This is a genomic window from uncultured Nostoc sp., assembly GCF_964245445.1.
Classification (GTDB): domain Bacteria; phylum Cyanobacteriota; class Cyanobacteriia; order Cyanobacteriales; family Nostocaceae; genus Nostoc.
In genome coordinates this window covers 18684-35800 of sequence record NZ_CAXTNE010000020.1, presented here as the reverse complement: position 1 = coordinate 35800, position 17117 = coordinate 18684, and the positions used below count along the sequence as shown (strand labels likewise).

Annotated in this window: 14 protein-coding genes; 6 read left to right on the top strand and 8 right to left on the bottom strand. The window is 42.5% G+C overall.

The window, feature by feature from the left end:
- Positions 1-7: 7 nt before the first annotated feature.
- From ACFE90_RS05740 to ACFE90_RS05730, 3 genes are read right to left on the bottom strand one after another with little or no spacing between them, the layout of a single operon-like run.
- Positions 8-1273 carry an MFS transporter gene (locus ACFE90_RS05740; RefSeq protein ID WP_375498568.1) on the bottom strand — a complete coding sequence of 422 codons (1266 nt, stop codon included), beginning with the start codon at positions 1271-1273 and terminating at the stop codon, positions 8-10.
- Positions 1274-1303: 30 nt separating this feature from the next.
- A complete protein-coding gene (locus tag ACFE90_RS05735; RefSeq protein WP_375498566.1) occupies positions 1304-2566 on the bottom strand; it encodes a glutathionylspermidine synthase family protein in 1263 nt (420 codons plus the stop codon).
- Positions 2567-2573: 7 nt separating this feature from the next.
- Positions 2574-2885, bottom strand: a complete 312-nt coding sequence (locus ACFE90_RS05730) for a hypothetical protein (protein WP_375498564.1) — start codon at positions 2883-2885, stop codon at positions 2574-2576.
- A 185-nt stretch (positions 2886-3070) separates the two neighbouring features.
- On the opposite strand from ACFE90_RS05730, the gene ACFE90_RS05725 reads away from it, so the two are divergent.
- The 3 genes from ACFE90_RS05725 (at position 3071) to cysC (ending at position 7503) form a co-directional block, all read left to right on the top strand.
- A complete protein-coding gene (locus tag ACFE90_RS05725) occupies positions 3071-6055 on the top strand; it encodes a valine--tRNA ligase (RefSeq protein ID WP_375498562.1) in 2985 nt (994 codons plus the stop codon).
- 166 nt (positions 6056-6221) lie between these two features.
- The gene (locus ACFE90_RS05720) at positions 6222-6656 is read left to right on the top strand and encodes a hypothetical protein (protein WP_375498560.1); all 435 of its coding nucleotides are present in this window, start codon (positions 6222-6224) and stop codon (positions 6654-6656) included.
- A gap of 298 nt (positions 6657-6954) precedes the next feature.
- Positions 6955-7503 (top strand): adenylyl-sulfate kinase, encoded by a 549-nt coding sequence (gene cysC, locus ACFE90_RS05715; protein ID WP_375498602.1) that lies wholly within the window; start codon positions 6955-6957, stop codon positions 7501-7503.
- Positions 7504-7783: 280 nt separating this feature from the next.
- On the opposite strand, the gene ACFE90_RS05710 is transcribed toward cysC, so the two are convergent.
- Positions 7784-9772 carry an ABC1 kinase family protein gene (locus ACFE90_RS05710; RefSeq protein WP_375498558.1) on the bottom strand — a complete coding sequence of 663 codons (1989 nt, stop codon included), beginning with the start codon at positions 9770-9772 and terminating at the stop codon, positions 7784-7786.
- Between the two features lie 294 nt (positions 9773-10066).
- Here ACFE90_RS05710 and recN point away from each other — a divergent pair, with 294 nt between their 5' ends.
- From recN to ACFE90_RS05695, 3 genes are all read left to right on the top strand, one after another.
- Complete coding sequence (gene recN / locus ACFE90_RS05705) at positions 10067-11815, top strand: DNA repair protein RecN (protein WP_375498600.1); 1749 nt, start codon at positions 10067-10069, stop codon at positions 11813-11815.
- A 2-nt stretch (positions 11816-11817) separates the two neighbouring features.
- Entirely contained in the window at positions 11818-12159 is a 342-nt protein-coding gene (locus ACFE90_RS05700; protein ID WP_375498556.1) for a hypothetical protein, read from the top strand.
- A gap of 640 nt (positions 12160-12799) precedes the next feature.
- On the top strand, positions 12800-13003 hold the full coding sequence (locus tag ACFE90_RS05695; RefSeq protein ID WP_375498554.1) for a hypothetical protein: 204 nt from the start codon (positions 12800-12802) through the stop codon (positions 13001-13003).
- Between the two features lie 475 nt (positions 13004-13478).
- Here the strand turns inward: ACFE90_RS05695 and ACFE90_RS05690 are convergent, their stop codons facing one another.
- From ACFE90_RS05690 to ACFE90_RS05675, 4 genes are read right to left on the bottom strand one after another with little or no spacing between them, the layout of a single operon-like run.
- Positions 13479-14747, bottom strand: coding sequence for an MFS transporter (locus ACFE90_RS05690; protein ID WP_375498552.1), 1269 nt, complete (start codon positions 14745-14747; stop codon positions 13479-13481).
- A complete protein-coding gene (locus ACFE90_RS05685) occupies positions 14713-15186 on the bottom strand; it encodes a MarR family winged helix-turn-helix transcriptional regulator (RefSeq protein WP_375498550.1) in 474 nt (157 codons plus the stop codon). Before ACFE90_RS05685 ends, ACFE90_RS05690 begins: the two co-directional genes overlap by 35 nt.
- 19 nt (positions 15187-15205) lie before the next feature.
- On the bottom strand, positions 15206-16060 hold the full coding sequence (locus tag ACFE90_RS05680; protein ID WP_375498548.1) for an ABC transporter permease: 855 nt from the start codon (positions 16058-16060) through the stop codon (positions 15206-15208).
- A complete protein-coding gene (locus ACFE90_RS05675; protein WP_375498546.1) occupies positions 16017-16868 on the bottom strand; it encodes an ABC transporter ATP-binding protein in 852 nt (283 codons plus the stop codon). Before ACFE90_RS05675 ends, ACFE90_RS05680 begins: the two co-directional genes overlap by 44 nt.
- Positions 16869-17117: the final 249 nt, after the last annotated feature.

The window sequence follows — 17117 nt, the reverse complement described above, 5'->3', positions numbered from 1 at the left end:
AATAATCTTAATTATTTTGATGCTTCGGTTTTTCTTTTAAAGGAATAAAAAATAGAGCAATCATCCCAGGAATGGTCAGCAAACAGACCAAGACAAAAAATAATGGATAGCCAAGTGCTTTTTGCAAATAACCGCTAACTAATCCGGGTAACATCATTCCTAAAGCCATAATGCCAGTGGAGATAGCAAAATGAGAAGTTTTATATTCGCCTTGGCAGATATACATTAAATAAACACTAAAAGCTGTAAATCCAAAACCATACCCAAATTGCTCTAAGGAAACCAAGGGATACACTAATGTTAGTGAAGGCTTCATGTAAGCCATATAAACATAAAATACATCAGGTAAATTTAATGCTAAAGCCATAGGTAAGAGACATTTTTTTAATCCATATTTAGAAATTAGTAAGCCTCCTAAAATTCCTCCACAGATTAGGGAGATTACCCCAAATGTACCGTAGACTAATCCGACATCTGATGTTGATAGACCTAAGCCCCCTACTTCTGGTTTGTCCAATAAAAATAAAGAGGCTATCTTGATAAGCATTGCTTCACCAAGTCTGTATAGTAAGATAAATGCTAAAATATTTATAATTTTATCCTGAGTAAAATATGAGCTAATGATTGGCCAAAAAGGTATATTTTCCTTAGCCTGTATTTGTCGTTGCTTATCTGATTCAGATAAAGGTAAAATTAGGCGATGCGAAATAAACAAAATTGCTAAAATTAAAGCTGATAAGCCAATAGCTATAGTCCAGCTTAAAGGAATGTTATTGAGAGATACTTCAAGCTGACCTGCTAAGACTACTAATATTCCAGAGCCAAAAATGACAGCCATTCTATAAAACAGTGAGCGAATGCCGACAAAGAAGGCTTGTTGTTCTGGAGATAAAGTCAACAGATAAAAGCCATCGGTAGCAATATCATAAGTTGCGGATATAAATGCTCCTATTGTTAATGTTGCAAGGGAGATGAAAAAGAAATTTGGCAGTTGTAAAGAGATGGCTATCAAACCCAAGCAACAGAACATGGCAAATTGGGTATAAAGTATCCATTTGCGTTTGGTAGAGTAAATATCAACAATTGGCCCCCAAAACATTTTGATCACCCAAGGTAGATAAAGAAAACTTGTCCAAAGGGCAATTTGAGTATTATCTATTCCGAGTTTTTTGTAAAAGATTACGGAAACTGTGTTGATGATGACGTAAGGTATGCCGGAGGTGAAATATAAGGTAGGGATGAAAGTCCAAGGGGAAGTTGTTTGAGGTTTCATGTTTGCCTCTAATTATCGATGCTATTAAAATTAGCATCCAATAGGACACCAATAGGATAAGTTATCTGTAATTTCCCCTTCAGAAAGGCGGATTCCTACACCTCCAGATATAAACTTGTCATTACCATTGTTATATAGCCATGCTCCCCAAACTTGAGTCATTGACTTGCCATCAATTTCTAGTTTAGGAAACTCTAATAACTCTTGATAGACATAATTTTGTTGTGTATACCAAGGGTCATTATTACTACTACGCACAGAGATATTTCCTGAATTAACTGCAAATCCTCCTTCACCTTCTCTTCCTAAAATAGGTTTGGCAAAGTATGAATTACCTATTGCTGTTGCACTCAGTGATGTCTTAGGAAAATATTCCCAGACTGTTCCAGCATCTTTGTCAGAGAAAAAGTCATATCCCAAATCTGTAATTAGGGCAAATATACTTTTTGGTTGCAGTGCAAAGGCAGAACCAAAGTTCACAATCACAATTTTATTCTCAAAAATTAGTTGCTCTAGAGCCGGCCATAATCTTTCACCTTTTTCATCAGTATCATGGATTAGCCATTCCATGGGATACCACATAAAGAGTATATCTATTGGTTTTTGTGTTCTCCGGTCAAATAGATATTCACCATCTTTGATGCCAAGATATTCTAAGGGTAAAACGCTACTTTTAGACTCCAAGTAATTGTTTAACCATCGCATAGTACCTAAATCTTCCGCATTATTCAAAGCTGTAAATGCCACGCGACAGTCTGTAATTGGTTTACGCAAATTTAATGCGGCTCTATTTACATGCTGATTAAGTGTTATTTTTAAGATTTTTTGAGCATCTAAATCTGGTTCTTGGAATCCAAAATGTCTGGCGACTTTGTTATTGCCGTCCGTACACTCAAACCAAAAACTAGGAGTTTGGGGATTAGTTTCTACTACCTTTTTTATCCCCGTTTCTTGATTCCAGCACCAGTCAAGACGCATACAAAATGGTGCAAGGAAGTCATATTTAACTAACTTGATGGTAGCTTCAGGAAATCCATAGTAAAGTAATGTATCCTCATCAAGAGTGCGGATAATTTCCCACGCTTGGGTTAAAACACTACCGACTAATTCCGATGCTTGCCGGATTTCTTGTATCGTCTGTGGTAAAACTTGATGGCAATAATAAAGAGCGTAAGGTGTTTCTTGGTCAGTTAGAGGTATACCTGTTCCTTCTTCAATGGGAGCAAAGTTGTACCAACCCATTTTCATCGACTGAAATAGACGCTTTCGTTGAGGACTGTTGAAAATATTCATAACTCTCTTATCCACCCGCATGACCACCACGACCGAAACTACCAAAACCACTACGACCCTTGGAAGAACCGCTGGAAGTACCGACCTCAGATAAATTCCCAGAACCGGATCTTCTAATGCTATTACCACCAGAGTAACCACTTGATCTGCCGCTATTATTAGATGAGGGTGAACAGTTATTGGGTTGTTGTTTAAGGTTCGGCGACGTTGTGGAGATGCAATCTGACTGTCTTGCTTCTGGGGTTGTCGCACAAGAAGCTAGTAGCGATACAGTCATAACGAACACGATGAGTTGAAATAAACCTGGTTTCAATTTCATGAGTATTTCTGGATGAATATACAGATGTCAGCTACGGAATTTATCAAGATAACTACAAGAGTCAAGAATAGATTTCGCATTTCCAAATTTTTTAAAGGGTACATCCACGATTTCGAGAATTGCTAAACAAACCCTCTGCAACCCTGTGGCAAAATTTATTAAAGTCCTTCCTTAGTTTGCCCCGCATGACCGCAACCATTCCCAATCTCCCCAGTCTCTACGACCCCTTTTCCACCGAAGCCAAGTGGCAAAAATTCTGGGAAGACAACCAAGTTTACAAAGCTGACCCCAATAAAGGTGGCGAACCCTACTGCATCGTCATTCCCCCACCGAATGTCACCGGCAGCTTACACATGGGTCACGCTTTTGAAAGTGCGTTGATTGATACCCTCGTGCGCTACCACCGGATGCAGGGGCGCAATACCCTGTGGTTACCGGGAACTGACCACGCCAGCATCGCTGTTCATAGTATGCTGGAAAAGCAACTCAAGACAGAGGGTAAGACTCGCTATGAATTGGGGCGCGAAAAATTCTTAGAACGCGCTTGGCAATGGAAGGCGGAGTCTGAGGGAACGATTCTGAATCAGCTACGACGTTTGGGTGTCTCGGTGGACTGGTCACGGGAAAGGTTTACCCTGGATGAGGGTTTATCTAAGGCTGTTGTGGAGGCATTTACTCGCCTTTACGAGGAAGGCTTAATTTATCGTGGTGAATATTTAGTTAACTGGTGTCCCGCTTCTCAGTCGGCTGTGTCTGACGTGGAAGTAGAAAATCAAGAGGTGAATGGAAATCTCTGGCACTTCCGCTATCCCCTCACCGATGGTTCCGGTTTTGTGGAGGTGGCGACAACTCGACCAGAAACGATGCTAGGCGATACGGCTGTAGCGGTTAATCCTAATGACGATCGCTACAAACATCTCATTGGCAAAACTCTGACTCTGCCCATTTTACAACGAGAAATTCCGATCATTGGCGATGAATACGTTGACCCCACTTTTGGCACAGGTTGCGTGAAAATAACTCCCGCCCATGACCCGAACGATTTTGATATGGGTAAGCGTCACAATCTGCCGTTAATCAACATTATGAATAAAGACGGCACTCTCAACGCCAATGCTGGGGAGTTTCAAGGACAAGACCGCTTTGTTGCTAGAAAAAATGTGGTTTCTCGCCTAGAAGCAGATGGCTTTTTGGTGAAGATAGAAGATTATAAGCATACCGTTCCCTACAGCGATCGCGGTAAAGTACCCATTGAACCTCTCCTCTCGACTCAGTGGTTTGTCAAAATTCGCCCCCTAGCTGACAAAACTCTCGAATTCCTCGACCAGCAAAATTCTCCAGAGTTTGTTCCCCAACGCTGGACAAAGGTCTATCGTGATTGGCTAGTAAAACTCAATGATTGGTGTATCTCTCGCCAATTATGGTGGGGACACCAAATTCCGGCTTGGTACGCTGTCAGTGAAACGGGTGGGCAAATTACCGATAACACGCCGTTTGTCGTGGCAAAATCGGAAACTGAAGCTTGGGAGAAAGCCAAAGCGCAATTTGGCGAAAATGTCAAGTTAGAACAAGACCCAGATGTGCTAGATACTTGGTTTTCTTCTGGACTCTGGCCATTTTCGACTTTGGGCTGGCCGGAACAAACTCAGGATTTAGCAACTTACTACCCGACTACTACTTTGGTGACAGGCTTTGACATCATCTTTTTCTGGGTAGCCAGAATGACCATGATGGCTGGGCATTTTACGGGGAAAATGCCTTTCCAAACAGTTTACATCCACGGCTTGGTGCTGGATGAAAAAGGCCAGAAGATGTCAAAGAGCAAAGGTAATGGCATTGACCCATTGTTATTAATTGACAAATATGGTACTGATGCCCTGCGGTATACCCTAATTAGGGAAGTGGCTGGCGCTGGTCAAGATATCCGATTGGAGTACGATCGCAAAAAGGATGAATCAGCATCGGTGGAGGCTTCCCGCAACTTTACTAACAAGTTGTGGAATGCTGCCCGGTTTGTGATGATCAATTTGGATGGACAAACGCCGCAACAATTGGGGAACCCAGTAGCTATCGAATTGAGCGATCGCTGGATTATCTCGCGGTATCATCAAGTTGTTAAACAAACCACCAATTACATCGATAATTACGGTTTAGGGGAAGCAGCTAAGGGATTGTATGAGTTTATCTGGGGTGATTTCTGCGATCAGTATATTGAACTAGTGAAATCCAGATTGCAAGCAGATGCCGATCCAGCATCGCGGCGGGTAGCACAGCAAACCCTCGGCTACATACTGGAAGGGATTATGAAACTGCTTCATCCCTTCATGCCCCACATTACCGAAGAAATTTGGCAAACTCTCACCCAACAATCAGCAGATTCCCCGCAAACTTTACCATTACAAATCTATCCCCAGGTAGATGCAAACTTGATTGATCAAGCTTTAGAAGAACAGTTTGAATTACTGATTGCTACTATCCGCACAATTCGGAATTTGCGGGCTGAAGCGGATATTAAGCCAGGGGTAAAAGTGACAGCGAATTTGCAAACTGAAAGCCAGAAAGAGCGGGAAGTTCTCACTGCTGGACAAGATTACATTAAAGATTTGGCGAAGGTTGGGACTTTAACTATTACCGACAAGCAAGAAAACCAAACTATTGCTGCGAAAAAACCTCAAAGGGGTTTGAAGACAATTGGCTTAATTATTGTGGCCATTGTCTTTGGTAGATTGGGTTTAGCTGCGGGAAATGCCATTGATGACATTCCCATTATCGGAACTTTCTTTGAACTAGTTGGTTTTGGTTACACAGCGTGGTTTGTTAGCCAAAATTTACTCACTGCTCAAGCTAGACAAAAGTTATGGAGACAGTTTTTTCCGCAGAAAGAATTAGAACAATCACAAGAACCAGAAAATGCGATTGCAGGTGTAATTGGTACAATACAGGTGCTAATTCCTCTAAGCGGTGTGGTAGATATTGAAGCTGTACGTGCCAAGCTAGAAAAAAGCTTAAGTAAAGCTGAAGCCGAAGTTCAATCCCTGAGTACCAGATTAAACAATCCTAGTTTTGTAGATAGAGCTAGGGCTGATGTGGTACAAGGGGCGCGGGATGCCTTCGCAGAAGCACAGAAGCAAGCTGAAATTTTGCGCGATCGCCTCAAGGGGTTGTCGTAGCGATCGCCTGCGTGGCTTAGGATAACTGTAATGGGTAATAGGGAGTGTCAATAATTCCCAATAACCCATTACCAATTAACAAAATCCAAATATCAATGGCACTTATTTTTTTATTAAATTTTTTAATTTCTAATTTTTAATTTTTAATTGGAGCGAAGCGACTCTCATGCTATATCTAGCCCAGGTGCGTAAAAACGATTTTTTAGACAAGCACCAGTTACGCTTGTTGGCGCGTCAAGAAGCTGATAACTTGTGGGCGATAATTCCAGAAGACGCTTTCATTCTGCTAGGAAAGGGAAAAATTATCAGTGAAAACTTGCTTGTTTTAGTAGAACTTTCCCCTACAGGCGACATTGAAAGACTAGAAGATGCCACTAACTGGGTACTCCATCTGGTACAAAGCTACCTCACTATAGGCATTACCCCGGAATTTTTGCAGCACGAAGCCGAACGAGCAGAACATTGGCGACAATCCCTAACCTTGCAAAACCAAGACTTAGCGCGGCGTTCCTTAGAATTGGAAGCTCGTCGTGAACAAATTCAAGCCTTAGAAGAAAGCCTCAAACGTGAGAAAAACGGTCATTCCCAAGAGGAAAGTTAAAATAATTCGTAATTCGTAATTCGTAATTCGTGAATTAAGTTTTGCAACGGGGATTTATACTCTGCTACAAAACTTACCGCTTGTTAGAAGCCGGGGACTTAAACCCCCAGAATTTATTAAAAGTTTGTAATTGTGTTGCCCACTGAATTTTAGATTTTAAATCAATCTAAAATCTAAAATTTAAAATCCAAAATTGTGTAACAAAGCTACAACATGCTCAAGTGTGTATTTATTGACCTAAAACTACCCAAAAAAGCATTTTTTTGGTGTGCCATTTGAAGTGTACGGCAAAGGTAAGATGAAACAACAAGAGTATGGTGTAACAGTATGGTTTACTGGTCTAAGTGGTGCAGGTAAAACTACTATCTGTAAATTCGTGGAGAAGGAACTGCGGATACAGGGATACAGAGTTGAAGTTCTGGATGGCGATGCGGTACGTCAAAACATCTGCAAAGGATTGGGTTTCAGTAAAGAGGATCGAGAAGAGAATATTCGGCGCATTGGCTTTGTAGCTCATCTTCTTACCAGAAATAATGTAATTGTATTGGTTTCGGCCATTTCACCATACCGTGAAATTCGGGAACAAGTGCGCCAAAGTATTCCATCTTTCATTGAAGTTTACGTCAATGCATCATTAGAAGTTTGTGAACAGCGAGACGTAAAAGGGTTATATAAAAAAGCCAGATCCGGGGAGATTAAGCACTTCACTGGTATTGATGATCCTTATGAAATACCACTCCGTCCAGAAGTCGAATACAAAACGAATGAAGAAAGTGTTGCTCAAAGTGCAACTAAGGTCTTAAAAAAGCTGGAAGAGTTGGGTTACATATCAATATGCTTGGGTTAAGGCTTAAAACCTTTTGGCAAAGTCAAGTTTTTTAACGAACCGCAGAGGCGCAAAGAAACCAGTGCGCCCTTGCGGTTCCCCGACTTGTTCGCTCTTAGCGTTCCCGCTTTCTTAGCAACTGGCGCGGCACTCAGAGAAGAAATAAATGCTTAACTGAACTGTATTGCGTTATATATAGCAATCCTAAATCATTCGTGAAAAGTTAGATCCCCGACTTCTTTAAGAAGTCGGGGATCTGGACACTGCGAATTTTCACAAATCAGATAGGATTGCTATATTACTAAGATGCCAATAATTGGCGAATTAATCTGGCTACAGCCTTTTGCGTAAAGCGGTTGGCAATTTGTTGACCCAAACGCTGTACATCTGAATTTACCAATAACTGGGCAACTTTGGGCGCAAGTTCCATTGGATCAAAGCCTCGTGTTTCTCGGAGAATACCTAATATACGTTTGATATGCTCCAAGGTTTGTTGTTGCTCAACTGTCGCCGCCGGAGTTTCATTAACTGCTGTCAACCCAACGCGTTCCCGTAGCAAATAGGTGAAGTTATGCAAAACATTTTTACCTAAAGCATCGAGTCCGTTAACAGATTCATCTACTAGCTTGTCACGAATAAAAGCACCGCGTTCAGATGCCAGAAATTCTATCCCCTGATTCAGCACTAAATTAAAGTCGTAGTCTTGACTATTACGCGCATTCTTTAACAAGTTTTCTAAGCGGTTCCAGCGAAATCTGCCATCTTTAAATAGCAAATCTTGCAATGATGCTCTTAATTGCGGTGCTGGATCGGTTAACAGGCGTTTAGAAACGTAGGGATAAGCTTCACTGAGGACTTTAAAGTTGGGATCTATATATATTGCAATACCTTCAAGTGTCACCAGGGAGCGAATAATTAAGGCGTAGTAGGGCGGTACACGGAAAGGATACTCATACATCAAAGCCGATAGTTCATCGGTAATGCTTTTAATGTTAAGTTCGGCAACGCTGGCTCCTTGGGCATCAGCAAAGACTCTGGCAAAAGCTGGGATAATTGGTGTTAAATCGGTTTCTGGTGATAAAAAATCTAACTTAACGTAATCTTTTGCTAATCCTTCAAAATCGCGGTTGACGACGTGGACGATCGCTTCAATTAAACCATAACGTTGTGGTGGCTTAATCTCGCTCATCATGCCAAAGTCGAGATAAGCTAACTTACCATCGGTTGTTGCTAACAAATTACCAGGGTGGGGATCTGCATGGAAAAATCCATGCTCTAGCAGCTGGCGCAGGGAACACTGCACACCCACTTCAATTAGATAACGAGCATCTATACCTTGAGCGCTAATTTCTTCTGTTTGGGTTAATTTAGTGCCGTTAATCCACTCCATCGTCAAGACGCGGCGATTGGTGTATTCCCAGTAAATTTTCGGTACATATACGTCTTTTATGTGACCGTATAACTCGAAAAATCGCTCGGCATTTTCACCTTCGTGGATGTAGTCCATCTCTTCAAAGATGCGATCGCCTAATTCATCGAGAATCCCAACTAAATCACTTCTTACCCGTTTGACCTTTTTCTGCACCCAAGCGGCGAGGTTACGCAAGATATACAAGTCAATGGTAATCCCCTCTCTTAAGTCGGGGCGTTGAACTTTAACAGCAACTTCTTCACCAGTTTTTAGCTTACCTTTATACACTTGCCCCAATGAAGCCGCAGCAATTGGCTGGGCCGAGAGTTCGGCGTAAACCTCTTCTGGAGGAGCGCCTAGTTCTTCTTTAATAAACTGGTAAGCAATTTCGTTAGGAAAAGGCGGTAATTGGTCTTGTAGCTTAGTTAATTCTTCTAGATATACGGGAGGAACCAGATCCGGTCTGGTGGATAAAGCTTGTCCAATTTTGATGTAAGCAGGCCCTAATTTGGTCAGCAATACTCGTAATTGAGTAGCTCGGCGGCGATCATTTTTGACGACAATTCCCCGTTTACTATCCGACCACAACCCAAAAGCAAAGGATAGAGCCGGCCCCAACACGGCGAAAATCCGCCGTACAACTTGTAGGGGCCTGTTTTGGTAATGCGCCGCTATGACCACAGGATCGTAAAGCGTCTCAGGTTGGGCTGTTATCCTCAACTGTTGGGCTGCTAAGAGTCTTGGCGAGCGCACAACTAAGCTTGGTGTACCATCTTCTGGCACTATATCAATAACGTCCAGTTCGCCTCGGCTATTTGTGCCGTTGCTACTGTCCTCCTGAATCGGTCGGGAACTAGGGGGAAGTGTCTTAACAATCATGAAGAATGGCCACCAGTCAGAACGATCACATTAAGTATTGTAACAATATGTTTAAAAATTGGGAATTGGGAATGGGGCATTGGGCATTAGGCATTGGGCATTGGGCATTAATTATTTCTTCCTCATCTCCCTCATTCCTCGCTCCCCACTCCCTACTCCCCACTAGTCTGCTACACTTAAACGGGCATACTAGTTCAATAGTAGTAGGTATTGCTAGTTGCTGAAATATCATCATACTTATTGTCTTGTAAGTTAGAAGTATTTGGCATCTGCCCTCATGGAGAATTTGGCTTGATGTTGCTTTGCCTGCGAATTGAAAACTTTGCCCTAATTGACCAACTGGAATTGGAATTTGGCGCGGGACTAAATGTGTTAACAGGTGAAACCGGCGCTGGAAAATCGATTATCTTGGATGCCATTGATGCCGCTTTGGGCGGTAAAGTCTCTAGTCGAGTCATTCGCACGGGGACAAGTCGGGCGATGGTAGAAGCTACTTTCACCTCAAACGCCCCCCTAGCCGCTTGGTTAACTGAACAAGAAATAGATTTGCTTGATGAAAATTCCGTAGTTATTAGCCGAGAAATCACAGCCACTGGTAGTAATATCCGCAGTCGATCGCGGGTGAATGGTGTGTTGGTCAATCGCCAGATTATGGCAGGAATGCGCGATCGCTTGGTGGAAATCACAGCCCAAGGTCAAACTGTACAAGTGGGACAATCTGCTCAAGTCCGCGATTGGTTGGATTTATATGGGGGTGACTCTCTGATGCAGCAGCGTCATAAAGTTGCCACGGGCTTCAGTGCTTACCAACAGGCGCATTTAGCACTTGAAAAACGCCGCACATCAGAACGGGAGCGGTTACAACAACTCGACTTGCTCACTTATCAAGTGCAAGAACTGGGAGCAGCCAACCTCAGCGAACCTAATGAATTGGAACAGTTGGGACAAGAACAAGAACGCCTAAATCATGTCGTTGATTTGCAACAAATGAGTTACAAGGTTTATCAAGCTTTGTATCAAAACGATCATGAAACTCCCGCCGCCGCAGATTTATTGGGAGATAGTGAGGCGACATTAAATGACATGGTGGAATATGATACCCAGCTCCAATCCCTATTAGAATTGGTGCGGGACGCGCAAGCTGCGGTAATGGAAGTGGGAAGGCAGATTAATGCTTATGGGGATGGATTGGAAGCCGATCCGCATCGGTTGGAAGAGGTGGAAGAACGAATTCAGGAATTAAAGCAAATTTGCCGTAAGTATGGGCCGACACTTACAGAAGCGATCGCTTATTACGAACGTATCCAAGGGGAATTAGCCCAACTCAACGACAGCGAACAATCTATCGAAAGTCTAGAACAGCAAGAAAAGGCGTGTTTTGAGAAACTCACCCAAACAAGTAATCAGTTAACTCAATTGCGGAGTAAGGCGGCTGCTAATTTAGAATCACGTTTGATCACTGAACTCAAGCCCCTAGCGATGGAAAAGGTGAAGTTTCTGGTTGAGATAGTGCCTGCTCCCCCAACTGCTATGGGAGCAGATAAAATTACCTTTATGTTTAGTTCCAACCCTGGAGAACCACTGCAACCTTTAACGGAAGTTGCCTCTGGCGGGGAAATGAGCCGCTTTTTACTGGCGCTGAAAGCTTGTTTTTCTCAGGTTGATGTGGCTGGGACAATGGTTTTTGATGAAATTGATGTTGGGGTTTCAGGAAGAGTCGCCCAAGCGATCGCAGAAAAATTACACCACCTAAGTCAACGCAACCAAGTATTATGTGTTACCCACCAGCCTTTAGTTGCAGCAATGGCTGATCGCCATTTCCGCGTAGATAAGCAAACTATCAATCAAGGCAAAGGTAAAAAAGCCAACAATGACAACGCCGAACAGCGCACCGTTGTCAGAGTTACTACCTTGGAGAATTTAAATACTCGCCGGGAAGAACTAGCACAGTTAGCTGGTGGTAAATCTGCAAGTGATGCGATCGCTTTTGCCGAATCTCTGTTATTACAAGCTGCTAACCACCGTCAAAAAATTAAAAATTAAACTTGAAGAAGAATTCAGAAGTCAGAATTCAGGAGCAAAGCCGGAGACGCTCTGCCTCCGGTCAGAATCAAGACGCTCGTTCCTCGCTAACGCTAACGCTGCACTATCAGTTGGGGATTCAGACCCGCGACTTTCTTGTTGACCACCAAATTGAAAATTTGGTGGGGGTGCAAAAACGCCGATTATTCAGACGCTTTCTACGAGACGCTAAAAGCGTAGCTTGCTTCTCTGTAAAAGTACGTGGACTCGCTCTAAGCGTTCGCGTAGCGTCTCGTAGAGAAGCCATGCCGAAGGCTTTACGCTGGGCTATCCGCCAGTCGTACAGAATTCAGAATGAATTCTGACTCCTGACCCCTCTTTTGTTACTACGAGGAGAGAAAAATACTGCCTCACTTCTGAACGCTAAATAAAATAATAAATTGTGCAGCGCAAGCTAACTTTGTCATTTAAACTTCTTTGTTGAGAAGAGAGGTAAAAATATAGGTTTTAGATTATTCTCTATCAAAGGTAATAAAAAAAGACATAATACACCCTACGTATACGTAGAGTTTTTCATATAATCAAATCGGATTGCTATAGAAGTAATCTGCTCCTTGAAATTTTTAAAACAGCATTATTGTCTTTTTACTCATAATGCCCATTTGTCAAGTCCTATTTATACCAATTTACATGATCTTACCTTGCAAATTGCATTAGTAAAATTATCTAAAGATTTTACATAAGCATCAAAAGATTTGGCACAAGCATCTAAAGATTTTTCATTGTAAAAATAAGTTAAGTTTTTTATATTTATTAACATGACCAGGGCAAATTACAGTTTTTTTGTCAGTAATTTTTTTCATAAAAAAACTCTGTAATTTAGTCCGAAAAGCTCAAGATTAGCAATTCAAAAAACAATAAAAAAGCTACAGATAAAGCTTAATTGTGCTTTTTGACATTTATTAATGAAGCAATATTTATGTCCTAATAGGAGGATTAACTCTAATGGCATCTGATTCAAATTCTGTTTTTGGTAACCCCGTTAATGGTGGTGGTCAGGCTAGCAACCTCAGCGATCCTTTCGCACCTGGAGGTGCTTTTGGCATCCCAACGGCTGACAGCTTCGATTTTGATAAGTATGGTATTCCAAAAGAAGGCAGCTTCGATTCTGCTAAGTATGGAATTCCCAAAGAAGGCAGCTTCGATTAAGCTAAGTATGGAATTCCACAAGAAGGCAGATTTAGATTTGGTAATTATGGAATTCGAAAAGATATGAGTTAATAAATAGCTAATTATGGAATTCCACAAGAAGGCAGCTTCGACTTTTCTAAGTATGGAATTCCACAAGGAGGCAATATACCATTTGGTACTGGTGACGGCGGTTTCCCAATTGCTTAGTGCCAATTGCATAACTTTAAGGGCGAATTGAAGTTAGAAATTATCCCCAAATTCTAGGTTTTTCTACCTTCTAATTACGCAATGTGTAATCGCTAATTAAAAATCCTACCTGATGCAAAAGCTAACATATTCTGATTGTTATCTCTTGCTTGGGTAGGACAAATATTATCTATGGAATAAATGGTAGTAGCTATGACTTCATCATCTGACTATTACCATTTTCCTTTTTACAGCAGTTTGTAAGTAACTGAGCTACAAAATGCAGGAATTAAAATCAGACGTACTTCTATTTATATTCTTGCAAAGCCCCTAACTTACGAATTCCTGGCCAAATCATTGCCGTAGCAATCACTACTACAATTGTGCCAATTCCACCACCCACAACGGAAATCACCGGGCCAAATAAAGCAGCAGTCAAGCCTGACTCAAAGCCCCCTAATTCATTCGAGGCACTAATAAACACGCTATTAATAGCAGCAACCCGACCACGCAAATGATCTGGTGTTCTGATTTGAACTAATGTATGGCGAATCACAACGCTAATACTATCTAGTGCGCCACCAAGGATCAGCATCAACACAGACAGCCAAAAAGAATGAGAAAGTCCAAAGATAATTGTTACAACCCCAAAGCCAACCACTGACCATAATAAGGCTGGTCCTGCTTTGCGTAATGGTGGTAAATACGCCAGGGTGATAGCCATAGTCAAAGCACCGATGGAGTGAGCTGCTTGTAAATATCCCAACTCCACTGGCCCCACATGTAAAATATCTTTGGCAAAGATCGGGAGGAGTGCGATCGCACCACCCAACAATACAGCAAACATATCCAATGTAATCGCGGCTAAAATCAACTGATTCTGCCAAACAAACTTAGCACCAGCTGCAAGTGCTTTGAATGAGATTGGCTCGGTTGAGCGAATACTTTTTTGCTCTTTGATCGGCAGCGTTAAAATAAAACACAGCAATGCTGCGATCGCTGCTGCTATATACACTCCTGTAGCACTTCCCAACAGCGCAATCCCAAATCCTCCGAAGGCTGGGCCGATGACTGCGGCTAGCTGAAAGCTACTACTATTCCAAGTTGCTGCATTGGTAAAGGCACTCACAGGTATCAACTGCCACATCAGAGCATCACTTGCTGGTCTGAGGAATGCTCTAGCGACACCTGTTAATACCAAGCAGGCGTAAATTAGAAAAATTGCACCTTTAGTATAAGAAAGTACTGCCAAAGCTAGCGAACAGAGAGCTAGCAGCATCACTGACAGTAACATGATGAGTTTGCGCTCGCGGCGATCGGCCACATGTCCGGTAATCAAGGTGAGAGCAATCATTGGCAATACTTGCGCCAGTCCCACACCACCTAGAATTATGGCTGAGTTAGTCCGCTCATAGAGTTCCCAGCCGATAGCTACAGTTTGCATTTGCGACCCCACGGACAATATTAGCCGTCCAATGGTGAATAGCCGATAGTCTCGAAACTTAAAGGCTGCAAAGGGATCGTGTTGTGCAACCTCAAAGTTATGGGGCTTTGAGTTCTGTTTTCTCGAAGACATTTTTTAGTAGAGTTAAGCCTTCTTCAATATTGGAAATTTGGTCTTCTGTAAGACCTTTCAGCAAGTCAGTAATATGAGCGCGAGTTTGATCTTGGGATTGCTTGAGATGGTGTTTTCCATCTTCAGTTAAATTGAGCAGCACCCGCCGCCGCTCTTGAGGATGAGCAATCCGTTTCACGAAGTCCCGTTTTACCAAGCGTTCTATCGTTGCTGATGCCGTGGCAGAGGTGACACCTAAATGCTCTGCTAAGTCAGATAATGAAGCACCAGGATTCCGGTTGATAAATGCTAGCGATCGCAACTGAGGTATAGATAAAAAAGCGGCACTATGGGCACGCATATCCGCTCGGATAAACCGCATCACTAATGGAACTGTGTCCATTACTCTAGCGGCACATTCTTCGGAAGTTGTACCTTGATTAGGTTTATCCAAGGTCATGGGCTTGTTGTTCTCCTAGTTACATCGCCACCCGTGGATAAAGTTTTCCACCAATGATGGCTAAGATTATTAATGTTAATAAGAGAATTGTACAATCCAGACCAAAGCCATAGATGCTAGTGCCGTTTAACAGCATGGTACCGCGTAAGGCATCAACCTCATAAGTCAAGGGATTTAAATGGGAAATGAACTTTAACCAACTGGGCATCAACGAAATCGGATAGATGGCATTGCTCGCAAAAAATAACGGCATGGTTAACAATTGTCCAATACCCGTCATCCTTTCTCGGCTTTTTACCAAACAGCCAATAATTAATGAAAAAATGCAAAATGTTCCCGCCCCCAGCATTACTACCACTAGTACTTGCAGAATAGCTAAGGGATGAAGATTTAGTTTGACACCCAATAGAAATGTCAATCCGTAAATGAATACTACTTGAGATAAACATCGCACCCCACATGCCAGGGCTTTGCCCAACACCATTGCCATTCGGGGTGTGGGACTAGCTAGAAATTTATGTACAATCCCTAAATCTCGCTCCCAGATTAGCGTCATTCCACCAGTAAAAATTGCCACAAACAAAATACTCTGAGCCAAAATACCAGCAGAAATGAAGTCCAAATAGTGTAAGTTTCCTGTAGGAATGACGCGAGTGCGGGCAAAAACTTGCCCAAAGATCAGCAGCCATAAGGTTGGTTGCACAGCTCGAACTACTAAATCAGTGGGATCGTGGCGGAGTTTACGTATTTCCAATTCTGCGATCGCCAGGGTTTTTGTAACTAGCTCTTTAATTGCAGAGATCAAATTTACTCGGACAGTGGGTGGTGCTTTAACCCAACCGTTGAGCAGTACGTCTGGTTCTTGCTGTGTCACGGTAGTTGACTCCTGATGTTAACTGGTCGCCTGTATAGTGAATAAAGACATCATCCAAAGTTGGATTTGGGTTATCTAAAGAAGCTTTTAAGTCGCTTGGTGTACCTGTGGTAACGACTTCACCTTGCTGCATAATCGCCACTCGGTTACATAAGCTGTCTGCTTCTTCTAAAAAGTGGGTTGTTAAAAATATAGTTGTGCCGTAATCAGCACAGAGTTGTAGTACAAGCTGCCATACTTGAGTCCGAGCGATGGGATCTAGTCCGACAGTCGGCTCATCAAGAAAGAGAATTTGGGGTTGATGTAGAACTGATATGCCAATTTCCAGCTTGCGGATCATCCCACCAGAGTAGTTTCGTACCAAGCGTTTCGCCGCATCTTGCAAACCCATGTACTCTAGAATTTCATAAATGCGGTGATCGCGTCCTTTGGCAGGTATTCCATACAGCTTGGCGAAGATTAAGAGATTTTCGTAACCCGTGAGACTACCATCAGCAGAGAGCGCCTGGGGGACATAGCCGATAGCCCGTCTCACAGGATTAGGTTGACGAGTCACGTCATAGCCAGCTAAGGTTGCTTTCCCTGCACTGATAGGCAGTAAGGTTGTCAACATTTTAATAACTGTACTTTTCCCTGCGCCATTGGGGCCAAGTAGTCCAAACACTTCGCCTTGTTCCACAGATATGCTCAGGTTATTAACTGCGGTTAACTTCCCAAAACGGCGTGTGAGTCCCTGAGTTTCCAAAATCAACGGTTTTGGTTCGCTAGGAAGTTGCGATCTATTTATTTTTCCCGTCAGTATTGTCACAAGTTTGATGCACCTGCATTATTTAGTTAAGCTAACTATTAGCTTCTCAATAGATTTACCAGAAGTCAATAGACTTCTGGCATAAATTTGAATCAGAGTAAAAGGAAACTCAGTAGAGTGGCGGCGAAGTTATTGATGGGCGAAGTATTACTGGCAAATTAAGCGCAAAGACTTGCTAAGATAGCCAATAGGTGAGGAAATGTTCAGAATGCCTACTGCTGCCCAGCTAGAGAGTCTATGCCGCATTGT